General features: G+C 33.6%; 26 protein-coding genes and 1 pseudogene. 12 read left to right on the top strand and 15 right to left on the bottom strand.

Going from position 1 to position 20,309, the window contains the following annotated elements:
- Positions 1-18 precede the first annotated feature (18 nt).
- The 4 genes and pseudogenes from H5T45_05275 (at position 19) to H5T45_05260 (ending at position 2,964) form a co-directional block, all read left to right on the top strand.
- Positions 19-399 (top strand): transposase, encoded by a 381-nt coding sequence (locus H5T45_05275; protein ID MBC7129124.1) that lies wholly within the window; start codon positions 19-21, stop codon positions 397-399.
- A 207-nt stretch (positions 400-606) separates the two neighbouring features.
- The gene (locus tag H5T45_05270; GenBank protein MBC7129123.1) at positions 607-834 is read left to right on the top strand and encodes a hypothetical protein; all 228 of its coding nucleotides are present in this window, start codon (positions 607-609) and stop codon (positions 832-834) included.
- Positions 831-2,434, top strand: a pseudogene (locus H5T45_05265) (bifunctional N(6)-L-threonylcarbamoyladenine synthase/serine/threonine protein kinase). Before H5T45_05270 ends, H5T45_05265 begins: the two are co-directional and overlap by 4 nt.
- The gene (locus H5T45_05260) at positions 2,431-2,964 is read left to right on the top strand and encodes an XTP/dITP diphosphatase (protein MBC7129122.1); all 534 of its coding nucleotides are present in this window, start codon (positions 2,431-2,433) and stop codon (positions 2,962-2,964) included. Before H5T45_05265 ends, H5T45_05260 begins: the two are co-directional and overlap by 4 nt.
- Here the strand turns inward: H5T45_05260 and H5T45_05255 are convergent.
- Entirely contained in the window at positions 2,939-3,649 is a 711-nt protein-coding gene (locus H5T45_05255) for a YraN family protein (protein ID MBC7129121.1), read from the bottom strand. The genes H5T45_05260 and H5T45_05255 overlap by 26 nt on opposite strands.
- 370 nt (positions 3,650-4,019) lie before the next feature.
- Between H5T45_05255 and H5T45_05250 the strand changes: the two genes are divergently transcribed.
- From H5T45_05250 to H5T45_05225, 6 genes are read left to right on the top strand one after another with little or no spacing between them, the layout of a single operon-like run.
- On the top strand, positions 4,020-4,466 hold the full coding sequence (locus H5T45_05250; protein ID MBC7129120.1) for a hypothetical protein: 447 nt from the start codon (positions 4,020-4,022) through the stop codon (positions 4,464-4,466).
- Positions 4,463-5,902 carry an FAD-dependent oxidoreductase gene (locus tag H5T45_05245; GenBank protein ID MBC7129119.1) on the top strand — a complete coding sequence of 480 codons (1,440 nt, stop codon included), beginning with the start codon at positions 4,463-4,465 and terminating at the stop codon, positions 5,900-5,902. Before H5T45_05250 ends, H5T45_05245 begins: the two co-directional genes overlap by 4 nt.
- Entirely contained in the window at positions 5,871-6,344 is a 474-nt protein-coding gene (locus H5T45_05240) for a 4Fe-4S binding protein (protein MBC7129118.1), read from the top strand. The genes H5T45_05245 and H5T45_05240 overlap by 32 nt, the downstream gene beginning before the upstream one ends.
- A 36-nt stretch (positions 6,345-6,380) precedes the next feature.
- Positions 6,381-7,697: a hypothetical protein gene (locus H5T45_05235; GenBank protein ID MBC7129117.1), complete on the top strand. Its 1,317-nt coding sequence runs from the start codon at positions 6,381-6,383 to the stop codon at positions 7,695-7,697.
- 2 nt (positions 7,698-7,699) lie between these two features.
- On the top strand, positions 7,700-9,031 hold the full coding sequence (locus tag H5T45_05230; protein ID MBC7129116.1) for a TldD/PmbA family protein: 1,332 nt from the start codon (positions 7,700-7,702) through the stop codon (positions 9,029-9,031).
- Complete coding sequence (locus tag H5T45_05225) at positions 9,028-10,290, top strand: TldD/PmbA family protein (GenBank protein ID MBC7129115.1); 1,263 nt, start codon at positions 9,028-9,030, stop codon at positions 10,288-10,290. The genes H5T45_05230 and H5T45_05225 overlap by 4 nt, the downstream gene beginning before the upstream one ends.
- Here the strand turns inward: H5T45_05225 and H5T45_05220 are convergent.
- Positions 10,277-10,594 (bottom strand): nucleotide pyrophosphohydrolase, encoded by a 318-nt coding sequence (locus H5T45_05220; GenBank protein ID MBC7129114.1) that lies wholly within the window; start codon positions 10,592-10,594, stop codon positions 10,277-10,279. The two genes, H5T45_05225 and H5T45_05220, sit on opposite strands and share 14 nt — an antisense overlap.
- 47 nt (positions 10,595-10,641) lie before the next feature.
- Here H5T45_05220 and H5T45_05215 point away from each other — a divergent pair, with 47 nt between their 5' ends.
- Positions 10,642-10,899 (top strand): 2TM domain-containing protein, encoded by a 258-nt coding sequence (locus tag H5T45_05215; protein MBC7129113.1) that lies wholly within the window; start codon positions 10,642-10,644, stop codon positions 10,897-10,899.
- Here the strand turns inward: H5T45_05215 and H5T45_05210 are convergent.
- The 13 genes from H5T45_05210 to H5T45_05150 all read right to left on the bottom strand — a co-directional run bounded on the left by H5T45_05210 (position 10,888) and on the right by H5T45_05150 (position 19,939).
- The gene (locus tag H5T45_05210; protein ID MBC7129112.1) at positions 10,888-11,103 is read right to left on the bottom strand and encodes a hypothetical protein; all 216 of its coding nucleotides are present in this window, start codon (positions 11,101-11,103) and stop codon (positions 10,888-10,890) included. The genes H5T45_05215 and H5T45_05210 overlap by 12 nt on opposite strands.
- Positions 11,100-11,240 carry a DNA-directed RNA polymerase subunit P gene (locus tag H5T45_05205; GenBank protein ID MBC7129111.1) on the bottom strand — a complete coding sequence of 47 codons (141 nt, stop codon included), beginning with the start codon at positions 11,238-11,240 and terminating at the stop codon, positions 11,100-11,102. The genes H5T45_05210 and H5T45_05205 overlap by 4 nt, the downstream gene beginning before the upstream one ends.
- Complete coding sequence (gene rpl37A, locus H5T45_05200; protein MBC7129110.1) at positions 11,237-11,503, bottom strand: 50S ribosomal protein L37Ae; 267 nt, start codon at positions 11,501-11,503, stop codon at positions 11,237-11,239. Before rpl37A ends, H5T45_05205 begins: the two co-directional genes overlap by 4 nt.
- Positions 11,484-12,290: an exosome complex protein Rrp42 gene (locus tag H5T45_05195; protein ID MBC7129109.1), complete on the bottom strand. Its 807-nt coding sequence runs from the start codon at positions 12,288-12,290 to the stop codon at positions 11,484-11,486. Before H5T45_05195 ends, rpl37A begins: the two co-directional genes overlap by 20 nt.
- On the bottom strand, positions 12,290-12,988 hold the full coding sequence (locus H5T45_05190) for an exosome complex exonuclease Rrp41 (GenBank protein ID MBC7129108.1): 699 nt from the start codon (positions 12,986-12,988) through the stop codon (positions 12,290-12,292). The genes H5T45_05195 and H5T45_05190 overlap by 1 nt, the downstream gene beginning before the upstream one ends.
- A complete protein-coding gene (locus H5T45_05185; protein ID MBC7129107.1) occupies positions 12,989-13,639 on the bottom strand; it encodes an RNA-binding protein in 651 nt (216 codons plus the stop codon).
- Positions 13,636-14,328 (bottom strand): ribosome assembly factor SBDS, encoded by a 693-nt coding sequence (locus tag H5T45_05180; GenBank protein MBC7129106.1) that lies wholly within the window; start codon positions 14,326-14,328, stop codon positions 13,636-13,638. Before H5T45_05180 ends, H5T45_05185 begins: the two co-directional genes overlap by 4 nt.
- Positions 14,328-15,041: an archaeal proteasome endopeptidase complex subunit alpha gene (psmA, locus tag H5T45_05175; protein ID MBC7129105.1), complete on the bottom strand. Its 714-nt coding sequence runs from the start codon at positions 15,039-15,041 to the stop codon at positions 14,328-14,330. Before psmA ends, H5T45_05180 begins: the two co-directional genes overlap by 1 nt.
- Before the next feature lie 66 nt (positions 15,042-15,107).
- Positions 15,108-16,970 (bottom strand): hypothetical protein, encoded by a 1,863-nt coding sequence (locus H5T45_05170; GenBank protein ID MBC7129104.1) that lies wholly within the window; start codon positions 16,968-16,970, stop codon positions 15,108-15,110.
- A 263-nt stretch (positions 16,971-17,233) separates the two neighbouring features.
- Positions 17,234-17,992, bottom strand: a complete 759-nt coding sequence (locus H5T45_05165) for a sugar phosphate isomerase/epimerase (protein MBC7129103.1) — start codon at positions 17,990-17,992, stop codon at positions 17,234-17,236.
- Positions 17,993-18,009: 17 nt separating this feature from the next.
- Complete coding sequence (locus H5T45_05160) at positions 18,010-18,528, bottom strand: flavin reductase family protein (protein ID MBC7129102.1); 519 nt, start codon at positions 18,526-18,528, stop codon at positions 18,010-18,012.
- 23 nt (positions 18,529-18,551) lie between these two features.
- Positions 18,552-19,688: an FAD-binding oxidoreductase gene (locus tag H5T45_05155; GenBank protein ID MBC7129101.1), complete on the bottom strand. Its 1,137-nt coding sequence runs from the start codon at positions 19,686-19,688 to the stop codon at positions 18,552-18,554.
- Positions 19,685-19,939: a (2Fe-2S)-binding protein gene (locus H5T45_05150; GenBank protein MBC7129100.1), complete on the bottom strand. Its 255-nt coding sequence runs from the start codon at positions 19,937-19,939 to the stop codon at positions 19,685-19,687. Before H5T45_05150 ends, H5T45_05155 begins: the two co-directional genes overlap by 4 nt.
- Before the next feature lie 101 nt (positions 19,940-20,040).
- On the opposite strand from H5T45_05150, the gene H5T45_05145 reads away from it, so the two are divergent.
- Positions 20,041-20,309, top strand: a 269-nt coding sequence (locus H5T45_05145; GenBank protein MBC7129099.1) for a hypothetical protein, incomplete at its 3' end; no start/stop codon positions are given.

Below are 20,309 nucleotides of genomic sequence, written 5' to 3'. Positions count from 1 at the left end.
GAAGAAATAAAAACAAACTTGTTCTTCATTCCAAATGGTAACAAATATAAAGAAAATTGGAAAAATTTCGATGTTTTCTGCACAAACATTGAAATTGATGAATCAAATATTCTTAGTCTTGCAGATCTATATAGGAGAAGATGGAACATAGAAAATTTTTATAGAGATGCTCAAGAGAATTTTATGATAAAAACGAAGACAGAGAATCCTATTATAAGGTTTTTCTTTTTCATATTTTCTGCTATCCTTTATAATCTGTGGTACTTTATAAGAGAATTTATTTCTATAATAGCTGAAAAGTGGAAAGATTCTATTCTTGATTTAATAAAGCAAAGAAAAGTTCTATGTAATATTAATTGTGCTAAAAGAATCGATGAAAAAATCATCAAAATTTTTTAATAATTTATCTCGAAAGTTATAGGACTATCTTTCGCTAATATTTTTATAGAGAAGAAATTATTTTTTGATTTTTTGTTTTCAGAACAATTAAATTAAATTGATAAAAAAATTTTTTATTTTTTTGCAAAAATCAAAATCTAACATAACATTCGGAAATACTGAATAAAGGCAATAAATTTAAATTTAGGAAAAATATTTCAAAATACCATGGTAGAATATGAAATAGTAGAAGCAAAGGAAGTGAAGTTTGGTAGAAACAATTTTATAGAAGTTGCGAGAAAAAGGGCAAAAACAGATGAGGGAGAAAACGAGTTTATCTCCATTTCTAGGGGCTACTATCTTGAAGATGGAACAAAAAAGTGGAAGGCATCAATTGCTTTACCAAAAGAAAAGGATAAAAGAGAGGAGATAGCTGCTCTTATAAAGAATTTATGATTTCTCTTGGAATAGAGGGAACTGCCCATACTGTTAGTGTTGGAATTGTTGAGAAAATAAATGATAAATGCAATGTTCTCTCCCATGTTTCAAAAATGTATAAGCCTAAGGAGGGAGGAATTCATCCAAGAGAAGCAGCAAATCATCATGCTTTTTATCTCCCAAAAATAATAAAAGAAGCAATAGATAAAGCAGATATAAGCAAGGAGGAAATAGATATAATAGGTTTTTCGGTGGGTCCTGGGCTGGGGCCGTGCCTGCGAACTGCTGCAACCGCCGCAAGGGCTATTGCAATCGCTCTCAAAAAGCCGATTGTTGGAGTGAATCATTGCATAGCGCATCTTGAAATAGGGAGGGTACTAACAAATTGCTATGACCCAGTGCTTCTCTATGTTTCTGGAGGAAATACTCAAGTTATAGCTTTTATGGAGGGGAAATACAGGGTTTTTGGAGAAACTCTTGATATAGGAATAGGAAATTGCCTTGATAAGTTTGGGAGAAACATCGGCATGAATTTTCCCTGTGGACCCAAAATCGAGGAAATGGCAAAAAAAGGTAAAAAATACATACCTTTACCATATTCAGTTAAGGGGATGGATGTTGCATTTTCTGGAATCTTAACAGCATGCCTTTCATTGATAAAAAAAGAGAAAATTGAGGATTTATGCTATTCACTGCAGGAAACATGTTTCAGCATGCTTGCAGAAGTAACGGAGAGAGCAATGGCTCATACGGAAAAAGAGGAAGTTTTGCTTGGTGGAGGAGTTGCGTGTAATGCAAGGCTAAAAGAAATAATCAAAACAATGGCTGATGAAAGAGGGGCAAATTTTTTCTCCCCGCCCAATGAATTTTTGGTTGATAATGGCGCAATGATAGCATGGACAGGATTAATTATGCATGAAGCGGGAATAAGGCATAAAATAGAGGACACAAAAATAAAGCAGAACTACAGAACTGATGAGGTGCAAGTTTTATGGAGAAATTGATTAAGAGGGGGGCGGAGGCAGAAATATATCTAGCAGAATGGAGGGGAAGAAAAGCAATAATAAAGAGGAGGATAGCCAAAAAATACAGAATTAAGGAAATTGATGATGATATAAGAGAAAAAAGAACAAAAAAAGAAGGGCTCATGCTGGCTGGCGCAAGAAGGGCTGGCGTCAATGTGCCAATAATCTATGATTTGAGAATTGAAAATAATGAGATTGTGATGCAGTATATAGAAGGAGAAAGATTAAAGGATAAATTGGATTTTAAAAAAGAAGATGAGCAGATGGAGATATGCAGGAAAATAGGTGAAAGTATTTCAAGATTGCATTCAGATGGAATAATTCATGGGGACATAACAACATCAAATCTGATTCTTTTTGATGATAGGATATATTTTATTGATTTTGGTCTCAGTTCAAGAAGTGAAGAAATAGAGGATATGGGAGTTGATCTACATTTACTAATGGAGGCATTTAAGTCCGCGCATAAAAATAAAAATTTATTTAAGTGGGTAAGGGAGGCATATATTAAATCTTTTGATAGGGGGAAGGAAGTTATTGAAAAGATAAAAGAAATTGAAAGAAGAGGAAGATATATGAGGAAGGTAACATGATTTATTTTATAACGAGTAATAAACATAAATATGAAGAAATAAAAAAAATGATTGCGGATATAAAAATGCTCACAATTCCCTATCCAGAAATTCAAGCGGATGAGATAGAGGAAGTTGTTTTATATGGAATAGAATATCTAAAGGAAAAAGTTGATGGAAATTTTTTTATAGAGGATTCAGGGCTTTTTATAAAAAGCTTGAATAATTTTCCAGGGGTTTATTCATCCTATATTTTTAAAACGATAGGTAATAAAGGAATATTAAAATTGATGGAAAATAAAAAAGATAGGGAAGCGCACTTTGCATCAGTTGTTGGATATTATGACGGAGAAACAAATCTATTTAAGGGTGTTTGCAAGGGAAAAATAGCAAATGAAGAAAAAGGAAAAAAGGGTTTTGGTTATGACCCAATATTTATTCCTCAGGGAAAAAGAAAAACTTTTGGTGAAATGGAAATAGAAGAAAAAAATCTATATTCCCATAGAAGTAAAGCATTAAAAAAATTCATCGATTTTTTAAAATATCCTTGATTTCCTCTAAGGCTTTTTCTATTTTTTCCATCTTCATATAAATTTCATTCCTTGAAATTATATTATTACAGCATTTCTTTAAATCTAAAAAAGATAAACTTCTCTTTGGCAATATTCCCTTTCTTGAAAGTTCAGCAATTCTTTTTCCCATCTCTTCCTCACTTATTCCAAGCATATCAGCTGCCTCTTCAAAATTTTTTGATTGTAAAATTATTTTCAGAAATTTTATTGTTTCACCATCAATAATTGGATAGTTTGATAGACCATATTCATCCATTATTTCTTCCATGCATTTCTTCACTATGCTTTCAATTTCCTCTGGCTCAAGCAGTAAATAATATTCACTGAACTCTATTATCTCTACCCCTAATTCTTTTGCTGCAATTTTTGTGGCATCGTCGCATTTCTTGCATATTATCATTGGCTTCAAGCCAGCAAGTTTGGCATTTGCATACGCCTGCCTTACAGTTGTAAGATTTGCTCTCCCTGATTTTACTTCAATAGCATATTTTTCATTATCCTTTTCAGCAACTATATCTATTTCAGCAATATTTTCTCCTTTAGAATTTATTTTATAATTTGTTGCAATTATTGAAAAACCTTTTCCTTCAATTATTCTCCTTGCTATTCTTTCTGCTGATATTCCTCTTTTTCTCGTTTTTTCCCCTCCTTTTTCCTTTTCCATGCTTCAAGTGTTTCCTCAACTTCTTCTATTGAAATAAGTCTCATCAAAATAAGAATAAGAATAGAATAAATATTTTTCTGCAGAAATGGGGTGGTGAATAAATAACCTGAGTTCGTGAAGATTTCTATTATTACTTATATTAAATTACTCTATTGCACAAAAGTAATAATATCTCCAAATATTGTTCTCAATCTCGAGATTTTTAAATCTTTTTTATAACCAGTAAATTTTACGGTTTTTCTTATGAAGAGAATGAGAAAATTTTTTCAAGCAAGGATACAAAAATTTGTAGAAAGCTTTAATCTTTTTCTTTTGTTCTACAGCTCCACTAAAATAAAAAATATTATATTTGCCTTTTATATCCCTTATGATGAAGGATATAGATAGAGAAATAGAGAAAATTCTCGAGGAAAAATATAGGGATGGTAAAAAAATTATAAGGCTTAATAAACAATCAAGAGATTTGCTCGAAGAATTAAAAAAAGAATGCCCTCATGTCGATGAAAAAGAGCTTGTAAGCCTTTTTAAGTCAGTTGCTGCGGGAACAAAAATGGTTGATTCCGCAATTATCGCCTCCGCCTATAATATGGAATACAATGCAACCCATCCTCCTCCAGAAAGTAAAACATGGCTCCATGATATTTTCCCTAAAAATAAAGTTAATAAGATAAAGGAAATAATGAAAAACAAAAAAATTTATAGGGAATTAATTTCACTGATAAGTGAGATAGAAAGTAAATATGACGAAAAAAATCCGCCAGATAATTCAGTTTTTATAAAAAATATAGAAAAATTTCTTAAAAAGGTGAAAATTTGAGGATAGAGGAGCATCCTATCCTTAACTTTAAAAGAGAAAAAGAAATATATTTTTACTATAACGGTAAAAAACTTAAGGCATATGAAGGAGAAACGATTGCCTCTGCTTTATATGCAAATGGAATAAAAGTTTTTAGCAGAAGTAAAAAAGGAAGGGCGAGAGGTTTTTTCTGCGGAATAGGAAAATGCTCCTCATGCCTGATGAAAGTGGATGGTGTGCCAAATATAAGGACTTGCATAACCCCTGTTAGAGAAGGAATGGTAGTTGAGGACAATGACAAAGAAATTCCTAAAAAAGAATATGAGGATGGAAGAACTGAAAAGCTTTCGTGCGAAATTGCGGTGGTTGGCGCGGGCCCGGCTGGAATGAGTGCCGCAGTTGAGGCGGCCAAATATGCGAATGTGCTTTTAATTGATGAAAATCCCCATGTAGGGGGGCAGCTTATAAAGCAAACCCATAAATTTTTTGGAAGCGGTGAGGAGGGGGCGGGTGAAAGAGGAGTTGAAATAGCAAGCCTTCTAAGAAAGGAAATTGAAGAAAGGAAAATAAGATTACTCAAAAATACAAGTGTAATTGGCTACTATGATAGAGGCTATAAATTCCTTTCCGCTATAAACAAACTTGAAAAGGTAATATATGAAATAAAGGCAGATAAAATAATATTTGCAACAGGAGCTCAGGAAAATATGCTTTTATTTGAAGGGAGTGATCTTCCAGGAGTTTATGGAGCGGGGGGAGTGCAAACTCTTATGAATGTGTATGGTGTGAAACCTGGGGAGAGAGGGATTATTGTTGGTGCTGGAAATGTCGGCTTAATACTTGCTTATCAACTTTTGCAGGCGGGCGTGGAAGTTGCATGCATTGTTGAAGCAATGGAAAAAATTGGTGGATATTTTGTTCATGCTGCAAAGGTGAGAAGAAATGGCGTGCCAATATATACAAGGCACTCAATAAAAGAAGCATACGGGAATGAAAAAGTAGAAGGTGCGATAATAGTGGAATTGGATAATAAATGGAATTTTATTGAAGGAAGCGAGAAAAAAATTGATTGTGATTTTATATGTATAGCGATTGGATTAACCCCTTCAGTAAGGCTGGTAGCTCAAACAGGAGCAGAAATAAAATTTATAAGCGAGGCGGGAGGATGGGTTACATTGCATAACGAATACATGGAAACAACAAAAGAAGGGATATATGTTGCCGGTGATTTATCAAATATTGAGGAGGCATCAACTGCAATTATTGAAGGAAAAATAGCGGGATTGGCGTCTGCTAATGGTATAAGAAGAATAGAGGATTTTGATGAAAAATTTAAAAAATATTCATCTCAACTTAAAATTTTTAGGGAAGGTTATTTTGGAGAAAGACCAAGAAAGGCAAAGGAAAAAATTATAAGTGGTTATTATGAAAAAATGGGAAAAGGAAGGATATCTTGAGCTGAGTGATTTGAAATTGCCGAATGAAGAGCAATTGAAGAGAGGAGTTGCAATAATAGAATGCATACAGGAAATTCCATGCAATCCTTGCATTGATGCCTGCCCAAAAAATGCAATTTCAATGGAAAATATAAATGCATTGCCAGAAATTGATTATGAAAAATGTATTGGATGCGGGAAATGCATTGAGATTTGCCCTGGTTTAGCAATATTTTTGGTTAAAATAGTTGGAGATGAAGCTCTTGTGAGCATACCATATGAATTCATTCCTTTGCCAGAAGAGGGAAGCATTGTAAAAGCACTTGATAGAGAAGGAAAGGAAATATGTGATGCAAAAGTAGAAAAAATAAAAAAAGGAAAAACAAATGTTTTAACAATAAAGTTGCCCGCAAAATATGCAATGGAAGCAAGGAATATAAAAATAATAAGGGGAAAGCATTAAGTTAATTATTTATACCGGAATTTTATATTTAGAAACATGAAAGAGATAGCAATTATGATTGCTTTTTTGGTGATTGCACCAGCATATGTTATATCCAATGACAGCGAAAATTTATTGAAAATAAGCATAGATAGGGTTAGGAAAATATCTGGTGAAGAAGCAAATTTTTCAATAATAGTGAATGTTGAAGGAGAAAAATGGGAAATAAATCTTAATGGATATGATTTAACTATCAGGACATCAAAAGAAATAAAAATAAAGGATGATAAGGATAAAATAAGTATCTCAGTTGAAATATTTGAAGGAGAAAAAAGAGGATATATTACTCCCGATGATGGAATTTTGAATATAGAATTGGATACAAAAAGAGGAGAATGGACTGGAGATGATTTTCTTAAAGACGAGGATGGCTACGGCCATGCAAGTGGATGCAGTGATGGCAAAATAGAGGAGTATGATTACGAAATATGGTTTGATGTAACATATAATGATTATGATAATGATAGACTAACCTACTGGGAAGAAATAAATATCTATCATACAAATCCTTATGAAAGTGATTATGGAATTGATTATGATAATGATGGAGTTTCTATTGAATGGGAAGATAAATATGGCTATAGCCCTTTTTCAGCGGAAAATCATTCATTGCTTGACCCAGATAATGATGGGTTGCAGAATGATGAGGAATATATGATGAGTGAGTGGTTTTCAGACCCCTTCAGGCGAGATATATACATTGAAGTTGATTATATGGAAGAATATAATGGAATAAAACACATAATGCCAGAAAAATCAATTCAAATGCTTTATTCATCCTTTGCAAAGAAAAACATAATGCTTTTTATAGATAATGGAATAATTGAGGAAATGGACATAATTCCCTATGATGAGTCATTGGACTTTGATGAGTTAAATGATATATATCAAAAATATTTCCTCCACAACCAGCCAGCCAACCCGAGAAAAGGGGTATTCCACTATTCAATAATATGCCACGAAATAGAGTTCTGGCGCCGCCCTGCTGGAGGGATGAATTTTAAGAGGGATGCATTTGTGCTCGGGAGCTATTATATTCAGAAATGGAGACCAATGCCAGAAAAACAGCAGATTTCGCATGCAAGCCTTTTCATGCATGAACTGGGGCATCAGCTTGGATTGAATGGATATATAGGCGTAGATAATGAGCACACCCGCTTTCCATGGCAGTTGCAATACTGGCTATTTGGAAATTATAAGAGTTGCATGAATTATCGCTATTCCTTTAGCCTTGTTGATTATTCAGATGGAAGTCATGGCTTCCTTGATTATGATGACTGGGGAAATATTGCTTTGAATAGGTTTGATAGTTAAGAGTGGAAGAACTTGCAGAATATGCAATAAAAAATTCAAAATATTATACAGAGATAAGGATAGAGAAAGAAAAAATAGATGAAATTATATTTACAAATGGTGAGTTTATAGATATAAACAGTGATGAAAAATATGGTTTTTCAATAAGAGTTATAGATAAATCTGTTGGCTTTTATTCTTCAAATGTTGTAAATAAAAAAGAAATCAGGAGAGGGTTGGAGATAGCGGAGAAAATAGCAAGCATCGGAAAAAATAAAATTTTTTTAAGCGAGGAAAAAATAAATGAAGATAGATATGAAATAAAGGGAAAAGATTTTCAAATTGATGAAAAAATTGATTTATTAAAAAATTTAAGCGGATTTAATAAAAAAAATTTTATATCTTTTAGGGAAAAGCAAATTGAAAAAATATACATGAACAGCGAGGGAAGCAAAATTTTTTCAAAAATTCCAAGAGTTTATCTTTATTATTTAATAACAGTTGGAAGGGAACAGGCAAGCAGAGAATTTGGAAATGTTTCAGGATGTGAAGTTATTGAAGAATGGAGAATAGAGGAAAAAATGGAGGAGGATATAAATTTCCTGAAAAAAATAGAAAAGGGAAAAAAAGCGCCAAAAAAAGGAGATGTTATTTTAAGCCCATTAATAAGTGGATTGATTGCTCATGAGGGATGCGGCCATCCATTTGAAGCGGACCGCATAGTTGGGCGGGAGTTGGCGCAGGCGGGAAAATCATATATAAGGCAGGATATGCTGGGAAGAAAAATTGCAAATGAAGTGGTGAGCATTGAAGACAATCCTTTGATTGAGGGGGCCTATGGCTACTATAAATATGATGATGAAGGGGTTAAAGCGAGGAAAAGAGAATTGATTAAGGAAGGAAAGATAAATGAATTTTTGCATAATCGCCAGACCGCTTATGAAATGAATTGCAAAAGCAATGCTTCTTCAAGAGCAAACTATGGAAAGGAACCAATCATAAGGATGGCAAATACATATTTCAAACAGGGAGATTACAGTTTTGAGGAAATGGTTGAAGAAATTAAAAATGGTGTTTATATGATAACATTTATGGAATGGAATATAGATGATAGAAGAATAAACCAGAAATATGTTGGAAATGAAGCTTATACAATAAAAAATGGTGAGATAGCGGGAATTGCAAAGCATCCATGCATAGAACTTTCAACCTTTGAAATTTTCTCAAAAATTGATGCTGTTGGCAAAAATATTGAATTCCACCCCGCTACATGTGGAAAGAGTGAGCCGATACAGGATATAGAGGTTTCTACTGGAGGGGCAGATATAAGGATAAGAGATATAAGGATAAAATGATTGAATATTTAAAGGAATTTGATGAGTATATAATCAAGGAGGAAAGGTCGATTGCAAAGCAGGTCAGGTTTTATAGAAATAAGGTAGAAATTTTAAATACATGGAATAGGAGAGAAGTTTATATAACTCTTTATAAAGATGGCAGAAAGATGACATTTTCAATTGAAAATCCAGATAGAAAAAAGATTAAAAAGAGAATTGAAGAAGCAAAAAAATTTTTTAAATTTATTCCTCCTTCACCATTTTCAATAAGCATTGATAGAAATTATTCAAATAAGAAAATTTTTGATAGAAATGTTGTTGATGAAGAAAAAATTTTAGATACAGCAAATCAGGTTATAAACTCATCAACTGGCGAAGTCGCTGGAAGTTTATATAGCAGGATAGAAAATATAAGGTTGATAAATTCAAAGGGTATAGATGAATCTGATAAAAATAGCATGTTTTATATCTCCTGCAGAATGTTGAAAAATGATTGCTCAGCACATTACACTTTTTGTTCAAGAAAAATTGGTAAAATAGATGAAAAAGAAATAGATGAGGAAAAGGAGTATATAAATAAAAAGATGAAATTTAAAAAAGTTAAAGAAGGAAAATATAAAATTTTATTTTCACCTCTTGCTTTCTCAAATCTTTCTTCAAATTTTGCTGATTTTTCTTCCGCATTTTTTGTAAAATCCGGCTATTCCTTTTTAGATGGAAAAATGGGTAAAAAAGTTGCAAGTGAAAATATAAGTATATATGATAGTGGAATTGAAAAAGATGGCTTGTTTTCAAGAAAATTTGATGATGAAGGAGTGGCAACTAGAAAAACAGTTATAGTTGAAAGAGGGATTTTAAAAAATTATCTTTATAACAGCGTTACTGCAAAGGAATACGGAAAAAATACAACGGGAAACGCAGGAATAGTTGTTCCTGTTCCATGGAATACAATTATAGACAAAGGAGATTGCAAAAAGGAGGAAATGATGGAAGAGCTAAATGGTATTTTTATAACAAATATCTGGTATACAAGATTTAAGAATTATCGCACGGGAGATTTTTCCACCGTTGCAAGAGATATGGCTTTTTTTGTAAAGAATGGAGAAATTTTGTATCCTCTGAAAGGAATAAGAATAAGTGATAAAATTGATAGAATTTTTAAAAACATAGAAAAAATTTCTAAAGAGAGAAAACAGATATACTGGTGGGAAACTTCTCATCCAGTTTTTTCGCCATTTGTAACAGTAAAAAATGTTAGTGTAACTACTGGCTTATAGGATATTTTTCTCTATTTTTCCCAATTTTCTTTTTTATAATTTCCCCAAAATCCAGTTTTGCTTTATTGAGAAAAATAAGAGAGTAGATAAATATATCAGCAAGTTCATCCGATATTTCTTCTTTTATTTTTTCATTAATTATTACATCCTGAAAGGATAAATCATTCCACTGAAATTTTTCAAGCAATTCATTTGCTTCTATTGAGATAGATATAGCAATATTTTTCGGGGTATGATATCTATCCCACTCCCTTTCCTTTATAAAAAATTTTATTTCATCAACAATTTCATCAACTTCATTCATAATGAAAATTTGAAAAGCCTTTTATAAAAATTTTGTTTTATTATATAATGAAAATCAATGAAATTGAAAGACTTGCTATTAAAAGAGCGGAGGGAAAAATAGCATTTTATACCCATCTTGCAATCTATATATTTGTGAATATTTTTCTTTTCATAGTGTGGTATTTTGTATCTCGCGGATTTCCATGGTTTATTTTTTCCTTATTTGGATGGGGAATAGGATTACTAACCCATTTCATTCATACTTTTTCATCAACTTTTGTTGACAGAATTGTAAAAAAAGAATATGAAAAATTAAAAAAGTGAGGCAATTTTCTCAACCATATCAATCCATCTTACGAAAGAATTAATAGCTGCTCTTGCATTTGAAATACTTCCTGCCTCAATTTCAATATATAACTTTCCATCCTTTTTATAAATCCTAACATTTGCATTTGGTGCGCTCTCACCTTTCAAAGCATTAAAAATTAAATCATTGTGCTTGCTATCTATTTCAAGCCTTAAATTCATCTTGATTTTATATCCTTTGCAATAGGTCCTCTCTCCTTATAAAATATCTTCCCTTCGCATTTAGGGCATCTCATTCCCATTCTGTCAAAATCAATTTCAACTCTCTCGCCGCATTTAGCACATACATATATTATCATTCTTCACCCAATATACTTTTTATTATTTGATTAACACTCTTTTTAACTATTGTCTCAGGTATATAGGCTCCACCAGCAAATTTTGCATTGCATTTTTTGCATACCCATATTCCTGTGCTTTCCCTCTTAACTTTTTTCCTACCGCATTTAGGGCAGATGTATTTCTGCCTCTGCTTTTCATCTATTTCACGATATATGTGGCGGGTTTTTACTCCATATCTCGCCCCAAATTTTCCTGTGGATTTAACTTTCTTTGTTCTCATTTTTTTCACCCAGCAATTTTCTTATGTTGCTTGCATGAAATTGCGCACGCTTTATATTATTTTTTATTTCCTCAATTGTAAAACGCCCACTAAGCCCCTTCTGCATTGCCCTTATATCCCCATTTTCATCTATGGCAACCGTAAATCTTGCATCAGCCACTTCTTCTTCATCAGCACAGGGGTCAACAACTATTGCATTATCAAACTTAACAAATGTGCAACTCACGGGCGGGCTTCTAACTGGCAAGGGAATATTTTCCCCCAGCCCGAACCTTTCATTCGGTATGACCGCATTCTGGAGGGCGGCGGATGCGGCAAGCAGGCAGGCATCAAACAGATTTCCATCATAATCTATAATATGCAAATCGATGAAAACAATCCATACCTTCTCTCCAGGAGTAATGCAAAGTTTTTCCATCTCTATATATCCAGATTCTCTTATACCCCGATCTACAACCCTCGCAAGTTCGATTGCCTCTGGTGTAGGAGGACCTGGCTCAAATTCTGGAGATGCCAAAGGTGGCAATTCAGCAGATGTTGATAAAGCTCCCTTATCAGGTGAGTCCGCATATGGCTCACCCATTTCAAGCTTTATTCCTGCTATTACCATTGTGTTCCCTATTTTTACTCTTGCCGAGCCCTCTGCATTTTTTAATATATTACTCTCAATTTTTATATCCCTATACTCATCAAACTTTCTCCCATCACATCTTTTGCCTTCCTTTGCGAGCTTTAACAGATAATCCTTCTTAACACTTGATAATCTTGCCAGATCAGATATATCCATCATTCCACCTCCTTTGAATATTTCCTGAGCAGTGCTTCTTTCTGCAATTTCGCCACTTCTCTGCACCCCTTAATTGCAAGTTCAAGAGCTTCCTCAAATTCTTTATATGTCAGATGCCCATCCATCTGCATCAAAAGTATCTCCTCACTCCTTGGAGCAATTGCTACAGGCAGGTCAGCTTCCCCTTCCTTATCCTCATCGCTCGTCAAATCAAGAACAACAACTCCATCCACCTTCCCTGCAGCACATGCAACGGGTATATCATACATTGGAATTCCAGCATCAGCAAGCGCGACTGCGGCCGCTGTTATGCCCGCGCACCTTGTGCCTGCCTCGGCATCAAGCACCTCTATACATATATCGATGGTTGTCCTTGGAAAAAGCTCTGTGAAAATAACGCTTTCCAATGCCTCTGAAATTACTTTTGATATTTCGGTACTTCTCCTATCTGGGCCTGGTTTTTTTCTCTCTTCTACGCTGAAAGATGCCATATTATATCTCGCATTCACAAGTGCTTTTGTTGGATTCTGAATGTGGCGGGGCAACGCTTCCCTGGGGCCATAAACCGCTGCCAGTATTTTATTTCCTCCCCATTCTATATAGCATGAGCCGTCGGCACGATAAAGTACTCCTGCCTCAATTTTTATTTTTCTCAATTCATCAGGTTTTCTTCCATCAATTCTCAATCCATCTTTCATTTAACCACCTAACATTTTTATAATTCTTTCAGTTAGCCCGAAAGTATGAGCCTCTTTTTCAATTTTCTTTATTGCTTCAACAGCTAAATTAATTTTTTCATCCTCTCCTTTCAGCCATATTCTTCCATTTTGCCCTACAAATATCCAGCAACCAGTATATCTTTTGATGGTAGAAAGCATTGAACCCTTCTTTCCTATAACCCTTGGAACTTTTGATGGCTGGATATCAATAACAATACCATCCTCTATTTTTCTGCACTGCTTATCTTTCATTGAAACATCGATGTTTTTTGCTTCATCAATATTTGATATAATTCCTATTATTATGTCCTTTTCTTTCAGATATTTGGATGTTTCTCCATAACCCATCTCCCATGGAGAATTTTCTATCGATAGAAAAGCTGAATATGGCGATTTTATATCAATAATCCATCCATTTCTATAAACTTCTTCAACCACACCTATAATTGTATCCCCTGCATTTGGGATATATACCCCGCTTAAAGGAATAACATTTACATATTTTCCCTTCTCCTCTAAAATTCCAAGGCGGGATGAATATATATTTTCTCCTTCTCTAAATGTCCCCTTACCCGGCAACTTGCTTTTGTCTCCCACCAACGACCCTGGTAAAACAATTTTTCTTATCATTTTAAAATCTTTGAAACAACTTCTCCTTTTGTCATGCTATTGAGTTTTTCATAAAGTTCGCTCTGCATCCCTGCTGGAATCTCAACAACGCATCTCAAGTTACCGTTTGAAAGCCATTCCTCTTTTAATATTTTTGAAATTTTCATAATTTCACCATATGCCCTTCCTGAATAAGCTGAAGGAATAACAATCTCTATTTTAACATTTTCTATGCTTATTGGGATTATTGGTCTTATTGCATCTATAACTTTCTTAACCTGCTCCTCTACTGGCTTAAAAGCATCTACATTAACTTTTGCTTCCTCCATCGCCCTTTCTATTCTATCCCTCGGATGGGGGAGCTTTGTGTGCGGGTCCATCGAATAGCGGGCAATCCAGTCCACTATTGCTTTCTTCTTTCTTTCTATCATTTCCCTCCTTTGCTTTACAGTTAATTGTATTTCTCCTTCCTTTATAATTTTAAGAGCTATATCTTCAATTTTTAAAGTTCCAAAAATTTCTTTTAATGATTCCTCGCTTGCTTTATCTCCTTTCCTTGCATCTTTAAAAATAGTATCTATTGCAAGTGCTTCTAAAACATTTTTTTTGCCCTCAAGTATTTTTTCAATAGCATCTGGATCAACCAATATTTCGAAGTGCCTTCCTTTTTTTTCATATCTTGCAATAATTGCTTCATCAAGTGATACCATCATCTTACCTCCCTAAAATATTTCTCTATTTCCTTTTTTGATAATATTCTGAATTCGCTCGCTTCTTCAATCACTCCAATTTCTATTGCTTCCTTATCTATTTTTTTATCTTCTTTTGAGCTTTTCATTGCTTCAATTCCCATTTCTATTGCTTCCTCCATGCTTAAGTTTTCCTTATAATTCTTTTCAAAATATTCAATTGCTGCATCCCTCCCTTCTCCTTCAGCAGTTGCTTTATATTCAACCATTGCCCCGCTTGGATCAGTTGCAAAAAGATGAGCACCGCTATCATCCACTCCTCCAATAAGCAATGCAGTGCCAAATGGACGGACACCCCCATATTGTGTATATGTCTGCTTGAAATCGCATATCTTGCGAGTTAGAGTTTTAACCTGTATTGGCTTATCATATGTTAGCCTGTTTATCTGGGCTTCAATTCTTGCTCTTTCTACAAGGGCTCTTGCATCTGCAACCAATCCAGAAGTAGCGCATCCAATATGATCATCTATCTTGAATATTTTTTCTATTGAGGATGGCTCTATGAGGTGGGATGTTATTCTCTTATCAACTATGAGAGCTACTCCTTTTTTGAATTTTATTCCAACAGTTGTAGTTCCTCTCTTTACCGCTTCTCTTGCATACTCTACTTGGAATAACCTTCCATCAGGGCTGAACACAGTAATTGCCCTATCATATGCCATTTGAGGTTTCATTTTAACACCTACTAAGCATTAATAGCGAAGCAAATAAATAATTTATGATGAATGCAGTAGGATAAATCATTCTATAAAACTTTTAGCGTATTTAATGAGTTCATCTAGAGAGTAAAGTTCAAAATTATTGTCTTTTACATATCCCTCTGCAACTAAAGAATAGATTGCAAAAACAGGCTCAACTTTTGGTTTTGCATAAACCCTCAGATTATATTCTTTGCCTGAACTTGAATTATTTTTGATAAATATCTGAATATCTGCATCTGCATTTTTTACAGTAACAAATTTTTTTATTTTTTCAAGATTTTGTTTAGTTAAATTCTCATCAAATTTCCATCCCTTAAGAACTATTCCGGGATATTCATCAACAATTTTAAAATCTTCAAAAGTTTTAATAGATACATCCTCATAAATAGGTATATCTATCTCGAAGGTGGGTAAATAAATATGACCCCAATCATCCATGTCATATTTTTGATGATGACTTCCATCAGAGTAATCAAATAAATCTTTTTTATATATATATCTGTAATTCATAATGCTTACATAATTTTTTACATATCCATTATAATCTTCATCTGACATATTTGGATATCTATCCCCAATATATCTGGGCATTATATCATTCCCAGGGAAGATAGCTGGTACAAGGCCTAAGGTATGTCCTAATTCATGCATAACTGCGGCAGCTAAAACTACTCTTACACTTTTTGGTGAAAATGCGAGCCTTGTAAATAATACATCTTTCAAATTGTTTCCTACCATCATCGCATCAAATTTATTAAAATAAACAGGACTTGTAAATCCACCTGAACAAGAAGAGATTACTAAATATCTGAATATACCTTTTCTTTCATCTGAAAAATGGTGAGTATAATATTGCAGCAATTGTTTTCCTAGAACATCATCAAAATAAGACGCATGGGGCAATATTTCTCCCCCACCATTCGGTGGGCTATCGCTCCATCCATCATCGATAAAAACCTTAATTCCATGTTGAGCGAATCGCTCTATTAACATCTGTTTTGACTCTTCATATAGAGTTGGTTCTATCTCGATTATTTTATTTTTTTCTGTAAAATCCACCTCAATATAAATATCGGGTTGAAAGGGATTTGCAAACCACTTTCTCATTTTATACTCTTCGAGATTACTTATTCCATCTATATCTGGATCTAGATTTGAATGATCGTTCTGCGTAAAGGGATCATAACCCCACTTCCATTCCCAACATGTTGGGATTCCATCACCATCTGGATCCAAAAGACAATCATTTACTGTGGGATCTGTCCCAAGAACATTTACCTCAATCCAGTAAGGAATCTCATCATTATCATAATCAGATTGATATACATTGAACCATATTTCATAATTCTCGCCTAGATAGTATCCATACCCATCTTTATCACCGAAATTATCGTCTCCGGACCATCTACCTGTTCTATAATCATATATAACAGTAAGGGTTTCTTTTTCAACATCGTTTGTTCTTAAACTAATTCCTTTCTTATTTTCTTCTACAATTTTTATCGTAACTCTGGATGTTTTCTGTTCCTCCTCGATATCAAAAGTAAACATGCTTTCCTTTCCAAAAGTATCCCAAGTTTCATATAAATCACTCTCTCCACAGTTACCTTTGTTACTACACACTTTTCCATCAACTTCTACTATATAATAAAATCTAGGTTTTTCTCTCCAGTTTTCTCCAAAAGATAACATCCTGTTCAAAATATCCCTATTACGAACCCTGAGAATTTCTACAAATAAACCTTGATTAACATAAGGACTTACCCTATCATCTAGTATGAATTCTTTCTCTTCTTCGCCCTTCTTTTCCTCTCTAAAAAATATTAATGCAAAAATAGTAACTAAAATCACAAAAACCCCTAAAATTGCAAAAATTTTTTTTGCATTGATGCCAAACTTCATAAAAATAAATCAATTTTCGATAATAAAATTTTTCTTTACATCATCAAAATAAAGCTTATGATGAAATGTAATTAATCAAAAAGGCTTAAAATATAAAAAGCCGGTGTTTATTAAGAAATAAGTATGAAAAAGGAAAGAAGTTCACCTAGAAATAGTAGGTGGGCAATATCAGGATACATATTGTGGAAGTTGTGATTGCGGGAGAAAATGGTGTTTGAAGGAGCTATCTGAAGCAATTAAGGAAATTTCTGATACTGCATAATTTATCCCTTTTCCCACATCTCAATAAATTTTTTCTTTGCAAGGAGAACATAATCTTTATCTCCGAATATTTCAAGGGTTATTGTTCCATCATAATTTCTTTTTAATTCTCCTATTACTTCTTCCCATTTTATTCTTCCAACACCTATAGGCAAATGCAAATCTTCCTTTCCAAAGTTATCATGAACATGAACATGTTTTATTCTTTTATTAAGCCTTCTTATGAATTTGCAGATATCCCTCCCATATAGAAATGTATGCCCTGTATCAAGATGAAAATATAATTTAGGAAACTCATTTAATATTTTTGAAACAGTATTATAATTGTCAAATTCACCTATTCCACTTTCATACATTAAATTTATTCCATTTTTTTCCGCTTCATCAAGAAGTAAGGAAATTGAATCTATTTGCAAATTAATTCCTTCTTCAAAATTAAAAAGGTGAGGGGGCCAGCTGGCGTGAATTGTTACATATTTCGCCCCAAGCCTGCTGAAGGCAATAAAGCATTTTTTTGCTTCTTCAATCGCAGTTTTTCTTATCGAATCTATTGGAGAGGAAAAAGGAAGATAATAGGGAGTATGCCCAACTATACCCAATGAATAATCATCGAGCAATTTTTTAACTTTTTCAATATCAATTTTATCGTGATATGATTTATCCGGCTCCATGAAAAAATCTATGAAATCAAAGTGTTCAGCAATCCATTTTATTTCTTCTTCAATATCTTTTCTTGGATTGTTTGGATATCCTAATTTCATTGTCCTTAAAATTTAAGTTATATATTAACTATGCTATCTCTATCGAATGTTACAAACTCACTTGTATGAACATGTGCTATGAATTTAAAATCAATATTTGGTGTGCTATTTTTAAAAGCATCCTTATTGTATGAATAATTCAAAACTTCTCCTACAAAAAGGGTATGATCTCCATAATTTTTTTCATCAATAACCTCACATTCAATATTTGCAATTGCTTCCTTTATACTCATTGTTTTAATCTTTTTTGAGGAAATGAAATTTAATCTCATTTTATTCAATTTTTCTGGTCCACTTTTTGTTCCTGCAACCCATACATCACTTAGTATTTCCATCGTTGGAATGCTTACTACAAATTCTCCATATTTTTTAATTAACTTATGAGTATATCTTTTTGGAGAAATAGAAATACATAAAATAAATGGTTTATAAGATACAGGGCTAACCCAGTCAGCGGTCATAACATTTCTTTCTTCTTCATTTCCACTGACAATAAGATATGTTCTCAATGGATATAGCAGATGATACATGAATATAAATAAGAAATAAATAATAAAATTTATCCTACAACAGCTTTTTCCTTGAATATTTTTCCTTTAAATCTTTCGATGCTAAAATTATCAATTGGAAGAGCGGTTTTCTCACCACATATAATCTGTGCAATAAGTTTTGCAACCATGGGAGAAATCATAAAACCATGCCCGCTAAATCCATTGCACTGAATAAATCCCTCAATACTTGTTTTTCCCAAAATTGGCAGGGCATCAGGAGTTACATCATAAAATCCAGTCCACTGCCTAAGTATTTTTATATGCTTCAATTGAGGAGCGTATTTTCCAAGCATAAACGCCATGTGTTTTAAAAATGAAAAAGTGGGTTCAAAATAATATCCAGTTTTTTCCTCTGGCGAGGGAATTCCACCCAAAATTTGCCCTTCCTCCTGCTGGCTGAAATATATTCCATGCTTGAAGGAAATTACCATGCAGTCAAAGGTCCTTTTGATTGGCTCTGTAACCAAAGCTTCCTTTCTTACAGGCTTATTGGGCAACTCCACACCCGCCATCCTCGCCACTTCCCCGCTCCAGGCGCCAGCCGCATTCACAACAAAATTTGCTTTTATCTCTCCTTTATCCGTCAATATTCCTTCAATTTGATTATCTTTTACTTTTATTCCTTTTACTTCTGTGAATTTATATATTTTTGCCCCCAATTTTTTTGCTACAAGAGCATAGGCATATGTTGTTTTGAAGGGGTTTGCATGCCCGTCTGTATGGCAGAAAGTGGCTGCAATTGCTTCCATTCCATCCAAATCAAGTATTGGAGCGATTTCCTTAATTTCATCTTCGTATATTATTCGGGATGGAATTCCAAGCCTGTTCTGCATTTCAACATTTTTCTTTGCCTGCTTCATTTCCTCTTCGCTATGTATTGCTACAAGATATCCTCCCTGCCTTAGCCCTATATCATAATTCAACTCCTCGCTTAATTTTTCAAATATTTCAACACTTTTCTTTGCAAGAATTGCATTTTCTTCAGTTGCCCACTGCTGCCTTATTCCTGCCCCGCATCTTCCAGTATCTCCACTTGCAATCCATTTTTTTTCAAAAACAGCAACATCCATACCGCGCTTGGCCAACTCATATGCAATCGCACATCCATTTATTCCCGCCCCGATTATTGCAACATCTGTTTTCATTCTTTCCCCAAAATTCCTATTTCAACTGGCTCATCAGGAGGACGGAATGACGGGATTATTTCTTCTATTCTTTTTCCCTTTTTATTTGCAAGGATTCTTGCAGCAATAATAAGGCATGTTCTTCCCTGACAATGGCCCATTCCAAGCCTTAAAATATGCTTAAGCTCATCAAGAGTTTCGCAATCATATTCATCAATTGCCCTAATTATTTCTTCTTCAGTTATATCCTCGCATCTACAGACAATTTTCACAATTGGAATATAGGGCTTATATTTATTGGTTATGGCAGTATCCAGTATCTCCGAAAGTGAAAATTTAGAAAAAATTATTTCCTGAGGCAAAATCCCAGATTATGGAAAAAGAAGGGATAATGCCTCAGGCAAATAATAAATCTTTAAGGAAATTAAATAGATTTTGTTTTAGTTTTGTAATAAATATTATTAACTTTCATTCCAATAAAAATTCGATATATGAAGATGAAGAAATTTTGAAAGGAATAACATTTTGCTCAATAAGGGGAAGATACCTTGAAAATGGTTGCAAAAGATTGGAAGAAATAACAAAATATAAAATTCCAGATGCTGATACAGTTTATACAAGATTAAACAAGAAAAATTTTAA

The organism is Thermoplasmatales archaeon, from assembly GCA_014361245.1.
Lineage (GTDB): Archaea > Thermoplasmatota > E2 > UBA202 > JdFR-43 > JACIWB01.
Note: the sequence above shows the minus strand (reverse complement) of the source record. Positions and strands in the feature narration are given on the sequence as shown.